Source organism: Chryseobacterium sp. X308 (assembly GCF_020733145.1).
GTDB lineage: Bacteria > Bacteroidota > Bacteroidia > Flavobacteriales > Weeksellaceae > Chryseobacterium > Chryseobacterium cupriresistens.
This window is the reverse complement of record NZ_JAJFZH010000024.1, coordinates 1-19,909: the sequence shown is the minus strand read 5'-3', so window position 1 is coordinate 19,909 and position 19,909 is coordinate 1. Positions and strand designations below refer to the sequence as shown.

Here is a 19,909-nt window from a genome sequence, read left to right as displayed (position 1 = left end):
ATAATTGATTGTTGATAAATGATAAAAGATATTCTAAAGCTAATAAGTGAAACATTCAATTATCACTCATCATTTATCATTTATGAATTTTAATTTCCTGTTACTACTTTTGCAAAACGGATTACTTTATCATTTAAAGTGTACCCTGTTTCAATAACGTCTACGATTTTTCCTTTCAAATCTTCCGATGGAGCAGGGATCTGGGTAATCGCTTCATGGAAATCAACATTAAAGCTGTCACCAGCCTTTACTTCCATTGTTTGTAAGCCTTTTTCGGTAAGTTTATTCTTGAATTTCTGATAGATAAGCTCTACACCCTGAAGATCAGCCGGATTTCCGTTTTTAGCGATTTCTTTTAAAGCTCTTTCAAAATCATCCAAAACGCCTAACATTGAAACCATCATCTCCTGGTTGGCATACTGGAAGAATTCCATCTTCTCCTTGCTTGTTCTTTTTTTATAATTTTCGAATTCAGCATACAGTCTGATGTAACGGTCTTTCTCTTCTGCCAAAAGTTCCTCCGGAGAAGGTGCAGCTGTCACATTGTCCTGTGATGTTGCGTCATTCTGAACATTGTTTTCTTCCTGATTATTGATGCTTTCTTCGTTAATATCCTGGTTTTCCATAATTCAATATTTATTTACTGATTGTTTGACAAAGAGTCTGCCAAATCTAAAAACTGGACATTAAGGCAGAAAAAAGAAGTAATGGTGAATCGTGAATACATCAATGCGCTTCGCGTGTGAATTTTGAGTAGTATAGGTTTAATAATTGACTTTGCAAAGCAAAAATTGACCATTGACTATTCACTAATCAATGGTGAAGATGTCAATCCGCTTCGCTTGTGAATTTGTTATAGGGTAGGATTAATAATTGACTTTGCAAAGTAAAAATTGACCATTGACTATTCACTAATCAATGGTGAAGATGTCAATCCGCTCCGCTTGTGAATTTGTTGTAGGGTAGGATTAATGATTGACTTTGCAAAGTAAAAATTGACCATTGACTATTCACTAATCAATGGTGAAGATGTCAATCCGCTCCGCTTGTGAATTTATTGTGGAGTAGGGCAAAAAATTGACTTTGCGAAGCAAAAATTGACCATTGACTATTCACTAATCAATGGTGAAGATGTCAATGCGCTCCGCTTGTGAATTGGTTGTAGGGTAGGATTAATAATTGACTTTGCGAAGCAAAAATTGACCATTGACCATTCACTTAATAATGTTCAACAGTCAATTTAAAAACTGTCATTGTACCTTTATTCTCCTGTAAATGTCTGATATAACAGATAAAGGTTTAAAACAATAATAATAATGGAAATAATCCATACACAGATTTTCAGGAATGGTTTATTGACAAATTCACCCATTTTGGCTTTATCATTGGTAAACATTACCAGCGGAACAACAGCAAAGCTCAGCTGCATGGATAAAATTACCTGACTTAACACCAATAATTCGGTTGTTCCCTGTTCTCCGTAAAGAATGGCAACAATAAGTGCAGGAATTACAGCGATAAGTCTTGTGATCAGTCTTCTCAGCCATGGTTTTAATCTGATGTTCAGAAAGCCTTCCATGACGATCTGCCCGGCAAGAGTTCCTGTTAATGTGGAGTTTTGCCCGGACGCCAATAAAGCAATCGCAAATGCAATACTAGCCATAGAAGCTCCTAAAATTGGGGTTAACATTTTATAGGCATCATGGATATCCGCCACATGCTCGTTTCCTGTAGTATGGAATGTAGCGGCTGCCAGAATAAGGATTGCAGCATTGATGAAGAAAGCCAGCATTAATGAAACTGTACTGTCTATGGTGGCAAACTTTATGGCTTCTTTTTTTCCTTCAGTATTGCGGGGATAATCTCTGGTTTGCACAATACTGCTGTGCAGATACAGGTTATGCGGCATTACCGTAGCTCCTAAGATTCCGATTGCAATATAGAGCATGGCAGGATTCTGAATGATTTCCTTTTGTGGAACCAAACCTCCCAGAATTTCATTGAAAGCAGGTTTTGAAATAACGATTTCATATACGAAACACGCCAGAATAATGAAGATAAGTCCACCTACAATACTTTCGATCCATCGGAAGCCTTTTGCCTGAAGTAAAAGGATGATTAATACATCTACTGTTGTAATAACAATTCCCCAGGTCAACGGGATATGAAATAGCAAATTTAACGCAATAGCAGAACCGATGACCTCGGCAAGATCACAGGCGGCAATGGCTATTTCACAGAATACCCAGAGAATAAAATTAGTGGTAGGATTGAAGTGGTCTCTACAGGCCTGGGCAAGATCTCTTTCTGCAACAACACCAAGTTTTACGGATAAGTGCTGTAAAACCATTGCAAAGATATTGGAAATAAGGATGACCGAAAGGAGTGTATAACCGAATTGAGCTCCCCCGGCAATATCTGTGGCCCAGTTTCCCGGGTCCATATAACCTACAGCTATCATCAGTCCTGGTCCTGCAAATGCAAGATACTTTCTCCAGAAAGTTGCATTTTTAGGGACTTTGATTGATGAATAAACCTCTGATAGGGAATGGTTTGTTTTATCTTTTCGCCAGGCGCTTTTTATATTGAAGTTCATAAATGTTAGAAATGACTAACAAATTTAATTAAATAAATGTAAACAGAAAAATCATCGCATAAAAAAATCCCGGAAATTTGCTTTCCGGAATCTAATTTTTATTGAATTTAAAGATTATTTAGCAAATCTTACAGCCATTTTTCTGTCTGCAGCTCTTTCAGCATCAGAAGCTGTAGCATCAACTTTAGCAAATTTACTTCCATAGCCCTCAGCTTCTAAAACCTGAGCACCAACTCCTGCTTTTACTAAAGCAGCCTTGATATATTCAGCTCTGGCCTTTGATAGTTTTACATTGTTGGCTTCGTTTCCGGTTTTGTCTGTATAACCTCCAATTTTGATTTTTGCATCAGGGAAAGCTTTAAGGATAGCCACTAAGTTATCCAATTGTCCTTGTGAACCTGCCTCAAGTTCAGTAGCACTTCCCATTTTGAAATTGACGTGATCGAAGTCGTACCACTTATCTTTCAATGCTGCATCATCAGCGGCATTTTTATAGTTTCCGGATTTCAGGAATGTAATCATCTGATCTTCCATTCCTCCTTTATAACCTTTTAACATCACTCCGTTAAGATCAATGTCTTCATCTGTTTTAGCTGTTGCCGGAGCAGGTGTTGCTGTTCCCGTTGTAGCAGCAGTATCTGTTGCTGTACTGGTTGCTGCTGAGTCAGATGTTGTGGTAGTAGTGGTAGTCGTCTGCTTTTTCTCGCACTGTTTCCATAAGAAATAAGCAGCAGCTATCAATAATAAAAGCGGAAGCAACCATTTCCAGATTGAACCTCCGCCTTGATTATTGTTGTTATTATTTTCAAATCGTTCTCTTACTTCTCTTGCGCCTTCTGAAACATTTTCTCTTGCTGTAGCAACACCTTCAGCGATGTTATCTTTAGCAGTTGACGTTACTGAAGAAACCGTTTCTTTAGCCTGTCCAAACCAATTCTCAGCTCCTAATCCAAAGGATGCCAAAGAAAGACCTGCCGGCAGTAAAGAAGAAACAATGCCTTTCTGATCATGCAGTAAGCTGGAAATACCTGAAGCACCCAGATTATTGTCTGCTGCATATTTTCCAATAGTGCCTACTGTAGCTCCAGTCACCAGGTTTAACAAAGAACCTGCAGAGGTATTGCTTACACCTGAAAAACTGGCAATGGAATTCACTAATGCACCTACTTTATCTCCAAAAATGGAAGACAACAAGTTTGAAATAACAGGACTGCTGGACGAACCTCCTAATAAATTTCCTAAAATTCCACTTGAAGAGGCTTGTGTAATTGCATCCACAACGCCAGGCTTATCTGCATTATTGGCTAATCCACCTACTACAGCAGGTAATAATCCGCCAATTGCTTTAGAAATACCGGATTCACTTTCTCCAAACTGCGATGCAGCCTGTGAAACCAATGCGGGACCTAATTGTCCTTTAATTAAATCAATGACATTTAAAGACATAATAATAAATTTTTTTGATTAATGTTGAGATAAATTTAAACAAAAATCCGTCCAAATGTCACTTTTTTTTGAATATTTCTTTGAATTTTAATGATTTTTTTCTAAATCATTAAAATTTTTAATAAGCTTTTGCAAATAATACACGTCTCTTAGATGGTTTTCCTGAGATCAATGAAATTCCTTCTTCTACATCATCATCCAAAGGAATACATCTGATCGTCGCCTTCGTTTCATCTTTGATCTGTTCCTCTTCTTCAGCTGTCCCATCCCAGTGTGCGTAGATGAATCCACCTTTTTCTTCCAGAACTTTTTTGAATTCTTCATAAGTATCCACTTTCGTGATATTATTTTTTCTGAATTCAAATGCTTTGTTATAAATATCCTGCTGAATGGTTTTCAACAGATCTTCGATATAAGAATCAAGTCCTTCAATAGAACGAACTTCTTTAGTCAGGTTGTCTCTTCTCGCGATTTCCACAGATTTATTTTCAAGGTCTCTAGGTCCCATTGCGATTCTTACAGGAACTCCTTTCAATTCATATTCTGCAAATTTCCATCCTGGTTTGTTCTGGGTGTCATTATCAAACTTCACAGAAATTCCTTTTGCTCTCAGTTTAGCCTGGATATCCAAAGCCACTTCACTGATCTGCTCCAGCTGCTCTTCTCCTTTAAAGATAGGAACAATCACGACCTGGATTGGAGCAAGGGTAGGAGGCAGTACCAATCCGAAATCATCAGAGTGGGTCATGATTAATGCTCCCATCAGACGGGTAGAAGTTCCCCATGAGGTAGCCCATGCATGTTCAATTTTTCCTTCTTTGTTGGTGAATTTTACATCAAATGCTTTTGCGAAATTCTGTCCTAAGAAGTGAGAGGTTCCAGCCTGTAAAGCTTTTCCGTCCTGCATCAATGCTTCAATACAATAAGTTTCATCGGCTCCTGCAAATCTTTCAGAAGGTGTTTTCAACCCCTGAATAACTGGAATAGCCATAAAGTTTTCTGCAAAATCAGCATATACTTTATTCATTTTCTCTGCTTCTTCCACAGCTTCATCTTTTGTAGCGTGAGCGGTGTGCCCTTCCTGCCATAAGAACTCTGCGGTTCTTAAGAAAAGACGTGTTCTCATTTCCCAACGAACAACATTCGCCCATTGGTTGATTAATATCGGCAAGTCTCTGTAAGACTGAATCCAGTTTTTATAGGTATTCCAGATAATTGCTTCTGAAGTAGGACGAACAATAAGTTCTTCTTCCAGTTTTGCATCCGGATCTACAATCAGTTTGGATGGATTGTCCGGATCGGTTTTTAACCTGTAGTGGGTAACAACAGCACATTCTTTTGCAAAACCCTCTGCATTTTTTTCCTCAGCCTCAAACAAGCTCTTGGGCACAAAAAGCGGGAAGTATGCGTTAACGTGACCTGTTTCTTTGAACTTTTTATCCATTTCATCACGCATTTTTTCCCAGATCGCATAGCCATACGGTTTGATCACCATACATCCACGCACGCCTGAGTTTTCAGCTAAATCAGCTTTTACAACCAGCTCATTATACCATTTGCTGTAATCTTCGCTTCTTGAGGTTAATTTTGCCATTATTTTTTTTAATTTTTTTAACTTTTGTACATTATTGTTATCTAAAAATAAAAATCTATTTTTGATAGATTTTTTTACCAGTATTTTGGTACATTTTTGGTACAGATTGCAAATATAATTTAAATTAAAAATTTTTACGTTATCATGAAAAGAAATATACATAAAAATTTGCTTGGTCTGCTAAGATCCAAAGGGATATTAGCCATATCGGGCGGATTATTACTTGTGTCTTGTGGTGCTCAGATGGGAGGGTATAGCGAGACAGATGGGGTGTATTACGACCCCAATAAGGATACGCTACCTGAAGGAGTTATCATCAATGATAGCGGAAACAGAGTAGGAGAATATTATGACTACTATCAGGATTCCAATGTAATTCAGAATGCACAGACGAATTCCAGAGAGCAGCAAAACAGATATAATGATTGGAGCAATACCAACACCAATTGGAATTCCAATGCTACAGATTCAGATTGGGGACTTTATGCAGGTTCACAAACGAACTACTATGACAACTCATGGGGATGGGGATCTCCGTGGGGATGGTATGGTGGTTACAGCCCATATTGGGGCTGGGGCTGGAACCGCGGCTGGGGCTGGGGTGCAAGTATGTCCTGGGGCTGGGGCGGATCATTCGGCTGGGGCTGGGGAGGCTCTTTCGGATGGGGAAGTCCATACTGGGGATACGGCTATGGCGGATACTATGATCCATTCTGGGGCGGATACTACGGAAACCCATATTGGGGATACGGTGGAGGTTACTGGGGTGGTGGCTACTACAACAGACCTGTTTACAGAAGAAGTGGTGTGAGCGGAGGCGGATTCCTGAATACAGGGGTAGCCAATGCAGTTTACAGAACGAATACCAACAATTCAGGTTTCAGAAATACGAATGGTGGTTTCAGAAATACCAATAATAATGGTGGTTTCAGAGACACTAATTCCAACGGAGGTTTCAGAAACAGTAACAGTAATGGCGGATTCAGAAACGGTAACTCGGGAGGTTTCAGAAATACACAGTCTAACGGTGGATTCCGTAATTCTGCACCACAAACAAGACCCAATTACAATTATCAGCAGCCACAGCCAAGATATAACAACAATAACGGAGGTTTCAGATCTAACGACTCAGGAGGTTTCAGATCGAGTGGTGGCTTCAACTCCGGAGGTGGAGGCTTCAGAGGTGGTTCTTCAGGAGGCGGCGGAATGAGATCCGGCGGTGGAGGCAGAGGAGGCTTCAGATAATTTTCAAATTAATAAACTATTTAAAAATAATGTTAAAAAAATCTTTAGTATTAATGAGTATTTCTGCTGCATTTTATGCACAGGCTCAGGATGTTTCTGTCATAAGAAATACGGTAGAGGTTTATTCAAGTACTCCTATGGTGGGATCAGCTAAGTTTAATGCGATGGCTGGAGCTAATGGTGCGCTGGGAGGTGATGCGAATTCTTTGCTTACCAACCCTGCAGGTTTAGGAGTTGCTATTTCAGGAGAGGTTTCAGGAACTTTATCTATTTTAGGAAATAAAAACACGAGTTCGCTGGCGGGGTCTTCAATAGACTACAGCAAAACCAAAGGAGATCTAGGGAATGCCGGAGGAATAATTGCTTTTCCTTTGATGACAGAAACCGGCTGGAAATTCATCAATATTGGTATTAATTTTTCTAACCAGACGCTGGATAATGTAATCCAGACACCGGGTAATAATAATATCGTTTATGCTTTTGATAAGGATGATATTACCAAAGATGCTGCATTAGCAGGGCATATGTATGAAAGATACGGTAACCTGTCAAAGATGAGTTTCGGGGTAGGTGCCAATTATAATCATAATTTATATTTAGGAGCAGGTTTCAATTTTTTCAACGCTTCGTTGGATCAGTATGATAGTTTGTTTTACCGAAATCTGACCAATAATTCCACAGAAGGATTCAGTAAGCAGGATACTCCTTATTCAGAAAGATCATCAGGTTTTTCTGCTTCATTAGGGGTAATCGGTAAGCTAAGTCCTAATTTCAGATTGGGAGCATCTCTTGAAACGCCTACATTCTGGACAATAGACAGAAATTATTATTTCTATAACGATCCTGTGTATGGAGATGATATGGGAGCGGAAAACAGAAAGTTCACTTCGCCGCTTAAAGCAACAGTGAGTGCTGCTTTTGTAGCGAGTAAAAATTTCTCATTGAACGTAGATTATACCCTTGGACTTACAAAGCCTGATTATAAGGTATATGGAGGTGCGGAAAGAGCTTTGAATGATTTCTTTAAAGAAAACTACAAAAATCTTTCTGAAGTAAGAGTGGGAGCGGAGTACAGAGTACAGCAGTTCAGATTGAGAGGAGGTTACGCCTACCAGTCAACTCCTTTTGATGCCCTTACGATCAGCAGATTTAATGATGCAGGTACTGTAGGAGATCAATCGTACAGCAATATGATGCTAAGTGACAGAAATACCCTTTCTTTTGGTATCGGGTATGACTTCAAGTCATTCTATGTAGATGCATCTTATCAGAACATCTCATCTAAGTATACTAATCCTTTCATGAGAGGATATATGGATGGAAATTCTGATTCATCTTATTATTCTGCTAATAACATCTTTGAAAGTGATGCGTATGCGGCAAGTGAGGTGAAAAACAACAGAAATAATTTCTTCCTTACAGTAGGATGGAAATTCTAAGTTAAGATATCAAAAGATATAAAGAGAGGCTGCCCATATTTAGGACAGCCTCTTTTTTGTTGGTTTGAAATTTTTGAATGCTGTTGATTTCCGTATTATTCTTAATCCGGATTCTGCACCAGATTCGGCTGGATCTGGATCTGCTGTTCCGGAATATATTCTACCACTCTGTTATGGGTATAAGGTACTGTATAAAAAGCATTGCTTCCACTTAAATGAGTTCCGGGATATTGTCTGTCGAGATCCAGTTTGTTTCTGAAGACATCGTATCTTCTATGTCCTTCAAAAGCCATTTCCAGCCTTCTCTCCTGTAGAACAATGTCCAGAATAGTCTGCCCTGCTGGGACTGAATTATATACAGGTATTCCTGCTCTTGTTCTGATGATGTTTATGTCTGCGAGTGCTGAGGCAGTATTTCCTTTTTTCGCATAGGCTTCGGCTCTGTTCAGGTATATTTCTGCCAGTCGTACAATAACCGGCGACCATAACTGAGGAACCCCTTCCTGTAATGAACATTTTAAAACATAAAATTTAGGATATCCGTTTCTTTTATCCATATCATTATCAAGGTAGACATAAGTTTTCCCACCGTTTGCGTTAACAAAATAATAGTTTGTTTTATTAGATGCTGCTTCAGATAGTACCTGATAATTGATATTATTCATGGTAAAATAAGTATTTCCATTCTGCTGGAAGGTTTTTTGGAACTGATAGCTGTAGGTTGCGGCCCCGGATGAGCTGGTTCCTTTTTGCACCCAATAGGCTACGGGAACTGCCGGACTGCTGTATTTTGGAGAAATAAACTTCAGTCTTGCATCCTGAGGATTCTGATTGATAAGATCCAGATAAGAGGAAGAAGCGTACATTTCACCCCAGCCTACATTCTGTATGGTGGCATACATAGAACCTATCGTATACCAGCCATCACTATAGTCTCCATCTTTATTATATTTAAATGCAAAAATGGTCTCTGTATTGTTTTCAGGAGTCTTGGTAGCATAGGCAGGCAATTCTGCTTTGGACAGAAGCGTATACTTTCCGGAATTGATGACTTTATCTGCATATTCTATCGCTTTATCATTATTTTCCATGTACAAGTAGACTCTGGAAAGTAAAGCCTGCGCTGCTTCTTTGGATGCATATTTGTTCCCTTTGTCCAGTGTCATCAGTTTTTCAGCTTTTAAAAGATCGCTTACCACCTGATTGTATACTTCTCCTACAGTAGCTCTTGCAGGCAAATCGTTGACATCGTCAGATAGTTTTAAGGGTACTCCGGGATTACCTGTTCCCTGATTATACGGTCTTCCAAAGACGTTGACCATAGAAAAGTATACATAAGCTCTCAGGAAATAATTTTCACCTATGAGCTGATCTGTTTCTGTATCTTTTCCTTCAGCAATCTTTGAGATCAATCTGTTGCAACCGATGATAGCTTTATATCCGGAGGTCCAGATGATATTGGTGCGGTAATTATTTTTAATGCTTTTATAATTATAATAATAAAAGAATGAATCGCTGGTCGTTCCGCTGATATCGACATTGTCACCACCATATTCACTGATCCTGTACAGATTGTTATAAAAGCCGCCACCGTCAGCATCACCTTTAAGCAATGCATAATTTCCTAAGGTAATAGTCTGCAGTCCTGTTGCGTCTGCCAGGACCACATCAGACTCTTTTGAATCATATGGCGAACGGTCTATGTTGCATGCTGTTAATGATAGTATGAGAATGGGAATAAGTATTTTTTTCATAATTATTTTTTTAGAAGGTAAAGTTTAAGCCTAATGAAAATCTTCTTGGAATAGGGTAGATAGCTCCTGCATTGCCAGAATAAGTACTTTGGCTATTATCTCTGAGGCCGACTTCCGGATCCACCCCCGAGAATTTGGTGATGGTGAATAAATTTTCACCCATAATATAAATACTTGCTGATTTGATGTTAATCTTTTCAGTTAAGGAGCCAGGCAGGTTATATCCTATTCTCAGGGACCTTAATTTAACAAAGCTGGCATCTTCAAGATAACGTGACGAAGGCTTATTGGTAAATGTATTATTGTTGAATATGGCAGCCGGATGGGTTGCGATATCTCCAGGTTTTTCCCATCTTGTCCATCCGTTTTCCAAAACCATCTGATTGTAATAAGGATAGGCTCCGTCTGAATCATATAATTCCCTGTACGAATTATATACTTGCCCACCCTGTGAGAAATAAAGGTTTGCGGCAAGGTAAAAATTTCTGATCATAAGATTGGTACTTACAGAGCCGTAATAATCTGGTGTGGCTGCTCCTACTACCTGTACGGTAGCCAGGTTATATTTTGAGGTTGCACTTCTGCTTCCATCCGGATTAATGATCTCCCATTGTGCTTCACCATTTTCCGGATTCACACCCAGCCATTTTCTCATATAGAAAGAAGTGACGTCATATCCTGGTATGGCTACATGATAATTATCTAAAACCTGTGTACTATTATTTCGCGTTGAAAGGATACTGTTTTTATAAGTGCTGATATTGAATCCAAGATCCCAGCTGATATCTTTTGAGCGTATAATGGAGTAATTTACATTGAATTCCCAACCTTTGTTTTTGACATCACCGATATTCATGTATTGTCTTTCAACGCCTGTCAGTGATGGCAGATGGATCAGCATCAGTAAGTCTTTCGTTTTATTATTAAAATAATCAATATTTAAAGTTAGTCTGTTGTTAAATGCCCTGATATCCGTACCAATATTATTTTGGTAGATAGACTCCCAGGTTAGCGCAGAGTTTCCTAGCTGGTACCATGTGGCTCCTATCTGTCCGTCATACTTCTCTGTTAATGTATATAAATCCTGCCAACCGTAGTCCGGGTATGGCGTATTTCCCACAAGTCCCCGGCTGGCTCTAATTTTCCATTCGTTAACAGGTTTTACGTTGAAAAACTTTTCTTTATGAATATTCCATCCTACGCTGTAGGCGTAGAATAAGCCATTTCTCTTGGTGCCGCCGAATGCAGAGGATGATTCGCTTCTTAAGGATCCCTGGACAAAATATTTTTTGTCATATACATACTCTGCGTTAAACAGGAAGGCATTATAGGCACGGTCAATTTTTCTTCCTGATGGCTTTTGTCCTGTGGTTGCACCGGTATTAAATATATCTGTATCCGGTACCACTCCATAAACCCCTGCCTTTGATTCTTTATAGTATTTATCTGTATATTCATAGGCTGCTAAGGCATTGATGTTATGATTTCCAAAATCTTTGTCAAACCTCAGCATCTGGTTGAAAAATTTGTTGATGGTTTTCTGGTAAGACTCTGTCAGTTCACCTTTATTGCTTGTCCCTGCTATAGATCTGGGATCCACATATTCAGTTTTGTCAAAGTTTCTGTAGGTAATATTGTTGGTAGTGATGAATTTCAGATAATCGGTAAACCGGATTTCAGCATCTATATTTCCGATAAGATCCAGCTGATTGCCTTTTTCATAGTTCCACTGAAGGTCATACAGATAACTGCTATGATCCCTTCCATACCAATCACCTGCGTAATCCTCATCTACCCGGATCAGATTTCCATTGGCATCTCTGGGGTTGTCCCACGGCATATTAAGGTACATTTCATCAAGGGATGCACGGGTATTCTTTAATGTAGTATATGATAAGCTGACTTTGGGTTTTAGTATCAACCAGGGCTTTATAGTTTGTTCATGATTGATTCTGAATGAGAGCCTGTTGTATTCATCTCCTTTTATTGTCCCGGTTTCATTATAATAATTTCCTGAAATATAGGTTTTGGAGCTTGATGCTCCTCCCTTGAAATCAATAGTATAATTTTGTACAGTTCCTGTTTGTGTCCCGTCTTTCAGCCAGTTGTAGCCATCGTTTCTAAGAGTTTTAGGAATTTCAGGTGCTCCTTTTAATGAAGTAAAATAATCATACAGCTGCGTTCCGTTCATAAGCTTGAAACGCCCGTTGTTAAACACATTAAAAGAATTATTAAGAGATGCACTTAATGTACCTTTTCCTGAATTTCCTGATTTGGTAAACACCTGTACAATACCATTGGCAGCTCGGGAACCATACAAGGCTGTAGAAGCAGCATCTTTCAGGATGTTGATGCTTTCAATCTGATTGGGATCCAGATTGGGCGCATAGGGCATTACAACACCATCTACTACCCAAAGGGCAGAACTGGGACCATTAATGGTAGAATTCCCCCTGATTTTTACAGTGGCTGAGGAACCGGCAGCCCCGCCATTGGGCATAACCTGAACTCCGGCAGCTTTCCCCTGCAGAAGGCCCGATACACTTGGAGTATTGGAATCCTGAAGCTTTTTGTCGGAAATAACAGAGACAGCGGCGGTAAGACTGGATTTCTTCTGTGCTTTGTAGCCGATAATTACAATGTCATCAATTTTTTTTTCTTCTAAAGAATCTGTTTTCTTTGTGGTCTGGGCTGCCATAAAACCCGTCATTAAGAAAAAACAGACTGATGTTGTTAAGTTTTTTTGTTTTTTCATACAATTTTTAGATGATGGTAATGTGGCTAATGTACGAAAAACAATGTATTGTTATTAATAGTTTGTTAAAAAATGTTAAACAATGTGTTTTATTGTGTTTTTAAATGTAAATATTTAATTTTTATTTATTTTTTAATGTAAAATATTTTTAAAAAAACAAATTTTAACTTATTTGTCTAAAATGCTATAAGTAAAGATGAACGGGTATATCGTGGAAAATATATATTATTAATACAACCTAAAATGAAAAAGCTCCGGATTCCGAAGCTTTTTTTATTGTTTAATGAGAATGAGCAGGGGGATGTTGATGGAAAACATGCATCATCAATGCGAGTGAAACTCCTAAAACAACCAGCCCGATTTTTACCCAATCGATATTGTGATTTTTATTGCTTTCAAAAATGATCACGGATGAGATATGAAGGAAAATCCCTCCTACAATAGCCAGGAAATAAGGCTGAAGGTCAGGATTGAAATAATTTCCTAATAACATTCCCATTGGAGAAGCCAATGCAAATAAAGCTACAATGAGAATAGAAGGATAAGATGAGGAACTTTTTGATTCTCCCCTTCTGTTAAATAAAAATGCACCCAGAATAAATGAAATAGGAAGATTGTGAAATACAATTCCCCAAAGGTAAGGCGACATTTCGTGCTGCTCGTTAGCCAAAGGAATTCCTTCAATAAAAGCATGAATGAATAATCCTACCATTAACGCAACAGGAAGAATATTGTGTTCACTATGATGATGGAAGTGCCCGTGTTCAAAACCTTTGGTAAGAGCTTCCAGGATCATCTGCAGCAGAACTCCCGCGATTACGAATATCCCAAGGCTGCTGCTTCCGGAAGAGGTATACACCTGAGGGAAGACTTCGTTGAGACAGATTGTAATCAAAAAACCGGCACTCAGTATCAATAGATTTTTGGCCAGCTTCTCTTTTTTACCAAAGTGTTTTCCAAGGAATACTCCTGTTACGACACTTAAAATCAGTAAAAGTACTGTTGTCATTATTTTTTCTTAAATAAATTGATGCAACGCGGGGAATTTTCTTTCTTAAATTCATTCAGCTGATAATCTCCCCAGATTTTTATTCTTTCAAACCCACATTCAGAAGCATAGGCATGAATGGCTTCCAAAGTATGGAGTTTTACTTTTTCAAAGAAATGAAACGGCTTACCGTCAGCCTCAAAACGGATGTCTTTGATGACATGTCTTCCTTCGATCTTCTTTAAAATTCTGAACTCAATATTTCCTCTCGTGATCGTTGTTTCAGGAATTAAAGTGCTTCTTACAAATTCCTCATTCAGGTAGTCCAGTACAAAATATCCTCCTGGTTTTAAAGCATTGTAAACGGATTGAAATACTTTCTTATCATCATTTTCATTGTCAAAATACCCAAAACTGGTAAACAGATTGAATACAGCATCCATAGGATCTGCATCAATAGGGTTTCTCATATCATGAACTTCAAAAAGCAGCGTTTGATTTTCATATTGTTTGTCAGATTCAATACTTTGTCTTGAAAGGTCCAGTCCCAAAACATCATACCCTAATTTGTTAAGGAAAACAGAGTGTCTTCCCTTTCCGCAGGCAAGATCTATGATTTTCGACTGAGGCGGAAGCTGAAGATCCGCTGTGAGCTTTGTAATGAAGTTTTCAGCTTCAGTATAGTCTCTGTTGCTATAAAGCAAATGATAATAAGGGGTATCAAACCAAGATTCAAACCATTCCATAATGCAAAAATAACTAAATTTGTGCGGTTAAAAGCAAAGTATTTTACAACATTAAGAGATTGAAAAATTCAATTGGATAAGAACTTGGGTGGTTAATCTTTTAATTTTTAAAGCTTTAAATCTTTTAATACATACTTATGGATACAGAAAATATTAAAATACAGATAAAGACATTCTTCGGATTGGAGCAGATTCTGGCGGAAGAAATCAAAAAATTGGGCGGAAGAAATGTTGAAATTAAAAACAGAGCAGTAAACTGTGAAGGGGATCTTGGTTTTCTTTATAAAATCAATTACTCTGCGAGAACAGCATTGAAAATCCTGGTGCCGATTCATGAATTCAAAGCTTTTAATCAGCACCAGTTCTATGACAGATTATTCAAATTTGAATGGGAGAACTTTATGGATGTAGATCAGTCTTTCTCTATTGATGCTACTGTCAATTCTGAAACGTTCAAGCATTCTCAGTTTGTAACCTTAAAAATGAAGGATGCGATCGTGGATTATTTCCAGGAAAAATTCAAAAGACGTCCTAATGTAGAAACGAGAAATCCGGATATCAAATTCCACCTTCATATAGACCGAGAATTGGTCATGATTTCAATGGATTCTTCAGGAGATCCTTTGTTTAAAAGAGGATACAGAAGAGAACAGGGAGAAGCGCCTATCAACGAAGTATTGGCAAGCGGAATGCTTCAGCTGGCAGGCTGGGACGGAAAAGGTAATTTCCTTGATCCGATGTGCGGTTCTGGAACATTATTGATTGAAGCAGCAATGATTGCAATGGATCTTCCGGCTCAGATTTTCAGAAAAAGGTTCGGATTCCAGAACTGGAATAACTATGATGCAGACTTGTTTGCAAAAATTAAAGAATTCAGAATCAACAGAATCAGACAGTTTGATGGAAAGATTGTTGGATATGACATCGATGCGAGAATGCTGAATGCGGCAAGAATGAACGTGGAAGCAGCGGAAATGGAAGATGTGATTGAGATTAAAAAACAAAACTTCTTTGATTCTAAAAAAGAACTGTTCCCTTTATTAATGGTATTCAATCCGCCATATGATGAGAGAATTTCCATCAATGATGATGATTTCTACAAGAAAATAGGAGATACCTTTAAAACCCATTATCCGAATACCTTAGCATGGCTGATCTCTTCCGATCTGGAAGCGGTGAAGAAAATCGGTTTACGTCCTTCAAGAAAGATCAAACTTTTCAACGGAAAACTGGAGACAAGGTTTTTACAGTATGAAATGTATGAAGGAACGAAGAAGGTACATAAACTGGAAGAAAATAAATAGCAAGAAAAAGTGCTGGGAGATTTTTTTGATCTATTAGATACTCTATTTAGTGTGTCCGGGCTGTTTCAGAGCGGTTCGGGATCATCACGTTTAAGCTCCGATAGAAAGAGCCTGAATTATGATGAGAAACCTCAAAAGAAAGAATCTAAGAGATCAAAATACTTCACAGAGATAGTAGGTGCCTTAGCTGTGGTATTGGCAACATTTTCTTTTTTTATTGTTTTTAAAGATCCGTTGCCTGTACAAAACTATACACGAACCCTAGTGGTGGCTTCTTTAATAGGAACTGGTATTTCACTTATAGTGTTTTTTATTTTGCACGTTTTGGAACTTTATTATTTTAAAACGCTGTTCAAGCTACTTCTTTTCAGTTGTTCCGTAATCGCTTTTTTTGTTTCGGCAGTATTATATATCTACTTTAGATCGGGATTTTTTATATAATAGGACATAAATAGTATGAAGGAACGAAGAAAGTTTATAAATTGGGAGATAATAAATAATAACCTCTGAGATTAGAAATGTCCTGGAATTTTTTTGACATATTTGATGTAATTTTTGATTTACTAGATCTGTTTGGTTCTGGATCAAAATCGTCACGGTCATCACCTTCAAAACCTGAAAGAAAAGCTTTAAATCATCATGTGATATCTCAAAAGAAGCAATTAAAAGATACAGATATTCCAAAGAAAAAATAACTTGTCATACATTATAAGTTTAATTAAAACAATAAAAGGTTGTACAGATTAGTACAACCTTTTTGTTTTTATCGTGCCATTGAAGGGGCAAATCCATATTGCTTTTTAAAGGCATGCGAAAAATGCGACAGGTCTTCAAAACCTACTTCCAGAAAAACATCGGAAGGCTTTTTATTTTTTTCTGACAAATGATAATAGGCCAGTTCAAGACGTTTTTGAGTAAGCCACCGCTGTGGAGTTGTCTGAAAAAGCTTTCTGAAATCCCGGTTGAAAGTAGATAAACTCCTTCCTGTAAGGTATCCGAATCGTTCCAATGGCATATTGAACATATAATTTTTTTCCATAAAACTGATCAGATCTACTTTTCCCGGCTCATCAAAATCAGCGAGTATGTAATCTATATCCGGATCAATTTCCCTTACAATACTGATAGCTTCAGTGATTTTTAAATGGGCAATATTCTCAGGAAGCGGACCTTCCATTTCAAAATAAGGTATGAGCGACGCAAGACAGCTGTTCAGAAGCGGATGACTGCTGAAACTATGAATGCTGGCTTTGTGATTTCCGGTCTTCCTCTGCTCATCAACAGAACTGTAAAAATTCTTCAGGCGTTCTGTGGTAAGATGCATGACTACTGCTTTATGCGGAAGCCCGTCTTTAGGATAATTGATAATCGTGGCAAGATGGTTTCTTGGAATCAGGAAAATATCTCCAGCTTTGAAAACATAGGTTTTATCTGCCTGAATAATTTTTGTTTCTCCTGATATGAACCAAACCAGCATATGGTATTCAAAAACTGTTTCCGTTTTGAAGAGCTTGTCATCATAACTGGAAAGCTTGATATCCGGCGTGAGGTATTGTATCTGGAAATCCATTGTCAAAAGTTTTTCATTACAAATGTATTTAAAAAAACAGTTATTGGGTATCAAAGCTGAATCCCAGCATTTCTTCGCTTAATTTCCATAAACGGGCAGCATTGTTTTTGTCGATGGAATAAGGTTGTACCCCACGAATTGTAGCCGGTTCATCAAATCTGTGGTCAATTTGCCCTCTGTCTACCTCTGCAATATCACAGTTTTCACAATACACTCCGCCAATACCGTTAAGTTGAGGCGTTACGGCACACCATATTGTTGTTGCAGCCCCTTGTGGGATGGTCTTTAATCGTGCTTCAACTTCAGGTTTTATATTTCCGTTTTCGTCATGCGTTCCAAGCTGTTTAAAAAGCTCAACAGGTTCTTCTCTGCCCAGATCAGTACCATATACAGAACCGGGATGGAGAGAATAAGCTCTGATATTGAATTCTTTTCCTCTTTCATCGAGTTCTACAGCAAACAGATTGCAAGCTGTTTTAGATTGTCCATATCCGGAAAGGGTATCGTAATCCCTTTTTTCAAAATTAAGATCTTCAAAATTAAAAGGTGCCATCTGGTGCCCGTACGAAGAAACACTGATAACCCTTGCTCCATCTGCTTTTTTCAGAGCCGGCCATAATTTTGAGGTGAGATGGAACTGTCCAAGATAATTGGTCGCCAGTTGAGATTCAAAACCTCTGCTGTCTCTGCGGAGCGGTACCCACATAATCCCGGCATTATTAATAAGAAGATCCAGTTTTCTGCCTGATGAGACAAATCTTTCTGCAAAGGCATCAATGGATGCCGGATCCATCAGATCCATTTTTTCAAGTTCGATATTTTCAATTCCTGTAAGGTTTTTTCCTGCCTTTTCAATATCTCTTGCAGGAATAATGACATGGGCTCCGGCTGAAGTGAGTACTTTTGTAGTTTCAAGTCCGATTCCTGCATAGCCACCGGTAATGATTACTGTTTTTCCGGTAAGATCAATTCCCTGAATAACTTCCTGCGCTGTTGAATAAGCATTAAAGCCTGACTGAACGGGTTGCTGTAATGTGCTGATAATTGGTTCCATTTTTTTGTTGGTTTAAATTTCTATAGCAAAATTAGGAGGGATTCCGGATGTTTATTTTGTTTAAAATGCCAAATTACTTGGTTCAGAATTTCATTGATAAAATACATACAGTGAGAAGAATACAAGGTAACATCGTTAATTTATCTGAATAAGCTGTTAAACTGTTTGTAGGTTGTTCTGCGAATAAGTAATTTTGAAAAATTTTCAATTTGAAGCCTACTATTTCTATTGTCGTTGCCATTTACAACCGGAAAGATGAACTTTTTGAGTTGCTGACTTCTCTTACTCAACAGACAGATAAGGAGTTTGAGATCATTATCGTGGATGACGGTTCTCTGATCGATCTGAAACCTACTATCAAAAACTTTGAACAGGGATTGGATATTAAATATTTCAGAAAAGATAACTCAGGACCGGGACTGACAAGAAATTACGGAGCAGCAAGAGCTGCTAACGAATGGCTGGTATTTGTAGACAGTGATGTTATTGTTGAAAAAGATTATATTGAGCATATTAAAAATGATATCCTTACCATTCCCTGTGATGCGTTTGGTGGGGCCGATAAAGCGCATAAAGGATTTAATCTGATGCAGAAAGCTATTTCGTATTCCATGACGTCTGTATTTACTACCGGAGGAATCAGGGGAAGTAAGAAAGCGGTTTCGAAATTTCAGCCCAGAAGTTTCAATATGGGGGTGAAAAAAGAAGTCTTTAAAAAAGTAGGCGGATTTTCCGAAATGAGAATTGGTGAAGATCCGGATCTTTCCATGACCCTATGGGAAAACGGTTTTACTACTGCTTTTTTTGATGATATCGCTGTATATCATAAACGTAGGGTTGATTTTGGAAAATTCTCCAAACAGGTCTATCAGTTTGGCTGTGCAAGACCGATTCTTAACCAGAGACACCCGAATTATGTAAAAATTTCCTTTGCTTTTCCTACTTTATTTATGCTGGGATATGTAATGGGCTTTCTGGAGTATTTTATTATGGGAAGAGGAATCATCCTTGCCTTTTATGGATTGTATACCTTTCTGGTGTTGTTTCACGCTTTATTACTGACAAAAAATATCAGTATTGCCGGAATGGCAGTTATTTCCACGTATATTCAGATGTTTTCTTACGGATACGGATTTTTAAAGTCCTGGATTTTGCTGAATGTTTTCAGAATGAAACCCGAGGATGCTTTTCCGCATCATTATTATAAGAAATAGCAGGGATAATTATCTGTAAAGGAAATTCAATATGAATGGGCTTTAGCCCATTCATCAAAATAAATAAAATCTTCCAATGGCTTTAGATTCTGTGTTAACTTCCAAATATTTTTTATACATTTATATTTATAAAAGCGACCTTGAGTTAGCTTGCGTAGGGTGAACGTCTTTGATTTTTACCCTACTTTCTTCAAAATCTATCTG

At 38.1% G+C, this 19,909-nt stretch carries 14 protein-coding genes; 4 read left to right on the top strand and 10 right to left on the bottom strand.

Going from position 1 to position 19,909, the window contains the following annotated elements:
* Positions 1-89: 89 nt before the first annotated feature.
* From LIV57_RS19790 to proS, 4 genes are all read right to left on the bottom strand, one after another.
* On the bottom strand, positions 90-629 hold the full coding sequence (locus LIV57_RS19790) for a nucleotide exchange factor GrpE (RefSeq protein WP_395974916.1): 540 nt from the start codon (positions 627-629) through the stop codon (positions 90-92).
* A gap of 632 nt (positions 630-1,261) precedes the next feature.
* Positions 1,262-2,596 (bottom strand): Nramp family divalent metal transporter, encoded by a 1,335-nt coding sequence (locus tag LIV57_RS19785; protein WP_227943977.1) that lies wholly within the window; start codon positions 2,594-2,596, stop codon positions 1,262-1,264.
* A gap of 114 nt (positions 2,597-2,710) precedes the next feature.
* Complete coding sequence (locus tag LIV57_RS19780) at positions 2,711-4,042, bottom strand: OmpA family protein (RefSeq protein ID WP_110009269.1); 1,332 nt, start codon at positions 4,040-4,042, stop codon at positions 2,711-2,713.
* A 118-nt stretch (positions 4,043-4,160) separates the two neighbouring features.
* Positions 4,161-5,636, bottom strand: a complete 1,476-nt coding sequence (proS, locus tag LIV57_RS19775) for a proline--tRNA ligase (protein ID WP_110009327.1) — start codon at positions 5,634-5,636, stop codon at positions 4,161-4,163.
* Positions 5,637-5,780: 144 nt separating this feature from the next.
* On the opposite strand from proS, the gene LIV57_RS19770 reads away from it, so the two are divergent.
* Both LIV57_RS19770 and LIV57_RS19765 read left to right on the top strand, forming a co-directional pair.
* A complete protein-coding gene (locus LIV57_RS19770) occupies positions 5,781-6,881 on the top strand; it encodes a prolyl-tRNA synthetase (protein WP_227943976.1) in 1,101 nt (366 codons plus the stop codon).
* A gap of 53 nt (positions 6,882-6,934) precedes the next feature.
* Positions 6,935-8,320 carry an OmpP1/FadL family transporter gene (locus tag LIV57_RS19765; protein WP_227943975.1) on the top strand — a complete coding sequence of 462 codons (1,386 nt, stop codon included), beginning with the start codon at positions 6,935-6,937 and terminating at the stop codon, positions 8,318-8,320.
* A gap of 101 nt (positions 8,321-8,421) precedes the next feature.
* Here LIV57_RS19765 and LIV57_RS19760 read toward each other — a convergent pair whose 3' ends face one another.
* The 4 genes from LIV57_RS19760 to LIV57_RS19745 all read right to left on the bottom strand — a co-directional run bounded on the left by LIV57_RS19760 (position 8,422) and on the right by LIV57_RS19745 (position 14,563).
* Positions 8,422-10,074 carry a RagB/SusD family nutrient uptake outer membrane protein gene (locus LIV57_RS19760; protein WP_227943974.1) on the bottom strand — a complete coding sequence of 551 codons (1,653 nt, stop codon included), beginning with the start codon at positions 10,072-10,074 and terminating at the stop codon, positions 8,422-8,424.
* A gap of 10 nt (positions 10,075-10,084) precedes the next feature.
* The gene (locus LIV57_RS19755) at positions 10,085-12,829 is read right to left on the bottom strand and encodes a SusC/RagA family TonB-linked outer membrane protein (protein ID WP_227943973.1); all 2,745 of its coding nucleotides are present in this window, start codon (positions 12,827-12,829) and stop codon (positions 10,085-10,087) included.
* A gap of 280 nt (positions 12,830-13,109) precedes the next feature.
* Positions 13,110-13,838 carry a ZIP family metal transporter gene (locus tag LIV57_RS19750; protein WP_227943972.1) on the bottom strand — a complete coding sequence of 243 codons (729 nt, stop codon included), beginning with the start codon at positions 13,836-13,838 and terminating at the stop codon, positions 13,110-13,112.
* On the bottom strand, positions 13,838-14,563 hold the full coding sequence (locus tag LIV57_RS19745; protein WP_110009274.1) for a class I SAM-dependent DNA methyltransferase: 726 nt from the start codon (positions 14,561-14,563) through the stop codon (positions 13,838-13,840). Before LIV57_RS19745 ends, LIV57_RS19750 begins: the two co-directional genes overlap by 1 nt.
* 137 nt (positions 14,564-14,700) lie before the next feature.
* On the opposite strand from LIV57_RS19745, the gene LIV57_RS19740 reads away from it, so the two are divergent.
* Positions 14,701-15,867, top strand: a complete 1,167-nt coding sequence (locus tag LIV57_RS19740) for a class I SAM-dependent RNA methyltransferase (protein WP_227943971.1) — start codon at positions 14,701-14,703, stop codon at positions 15,865-15,867.
* Between the two features lie 763 nt (positions 15,868-16,630).
* Here LIV57_RS19740 and LIV57_RS19735 read toward each other — a convergent pair.
* A complete protein-coding gene (locus tag LIV57_RS19735; protein WP_227943970.1) occupies positions 16,631-17,437 on the bottom strand; it encodes an AraC family transcriptional regulator in 807 nt (268 codons plus the stop codon).
* A gap of 40 nt (positions 17,438-17,477) precedes the next feature.
* A complete protein-coding gene (locus LIV57_RS19730; protein ID WP_227943969.1) occupies positions 17,478-18,491 on the bottom strand; it encodes an SDR family NAD(P)-dependent oxidoreductase in 1,014 nt (337 codons plus the stop codon).
* A gap of 209 nt (positions 18,492-18,700) precedes the next feature.
* Here LIV57_RS19730 and LIV57_RS19725 point away from each other — a divergent pair, with 209 nt between their 5' ends.
* On the top strand, positions 18,701-19,705 hold the full coding sequence (locus tag LIV57_RS19725) for a glycosyltransferase (protein WP_202838534.1): 1,005 nt from the start codon (positions 18,701-18,703) through the stop codon (positions 19,703-19,705).
* The last annotated feature ends 204 nt before the right edge of the window (positions 19,706-19,909 follow it).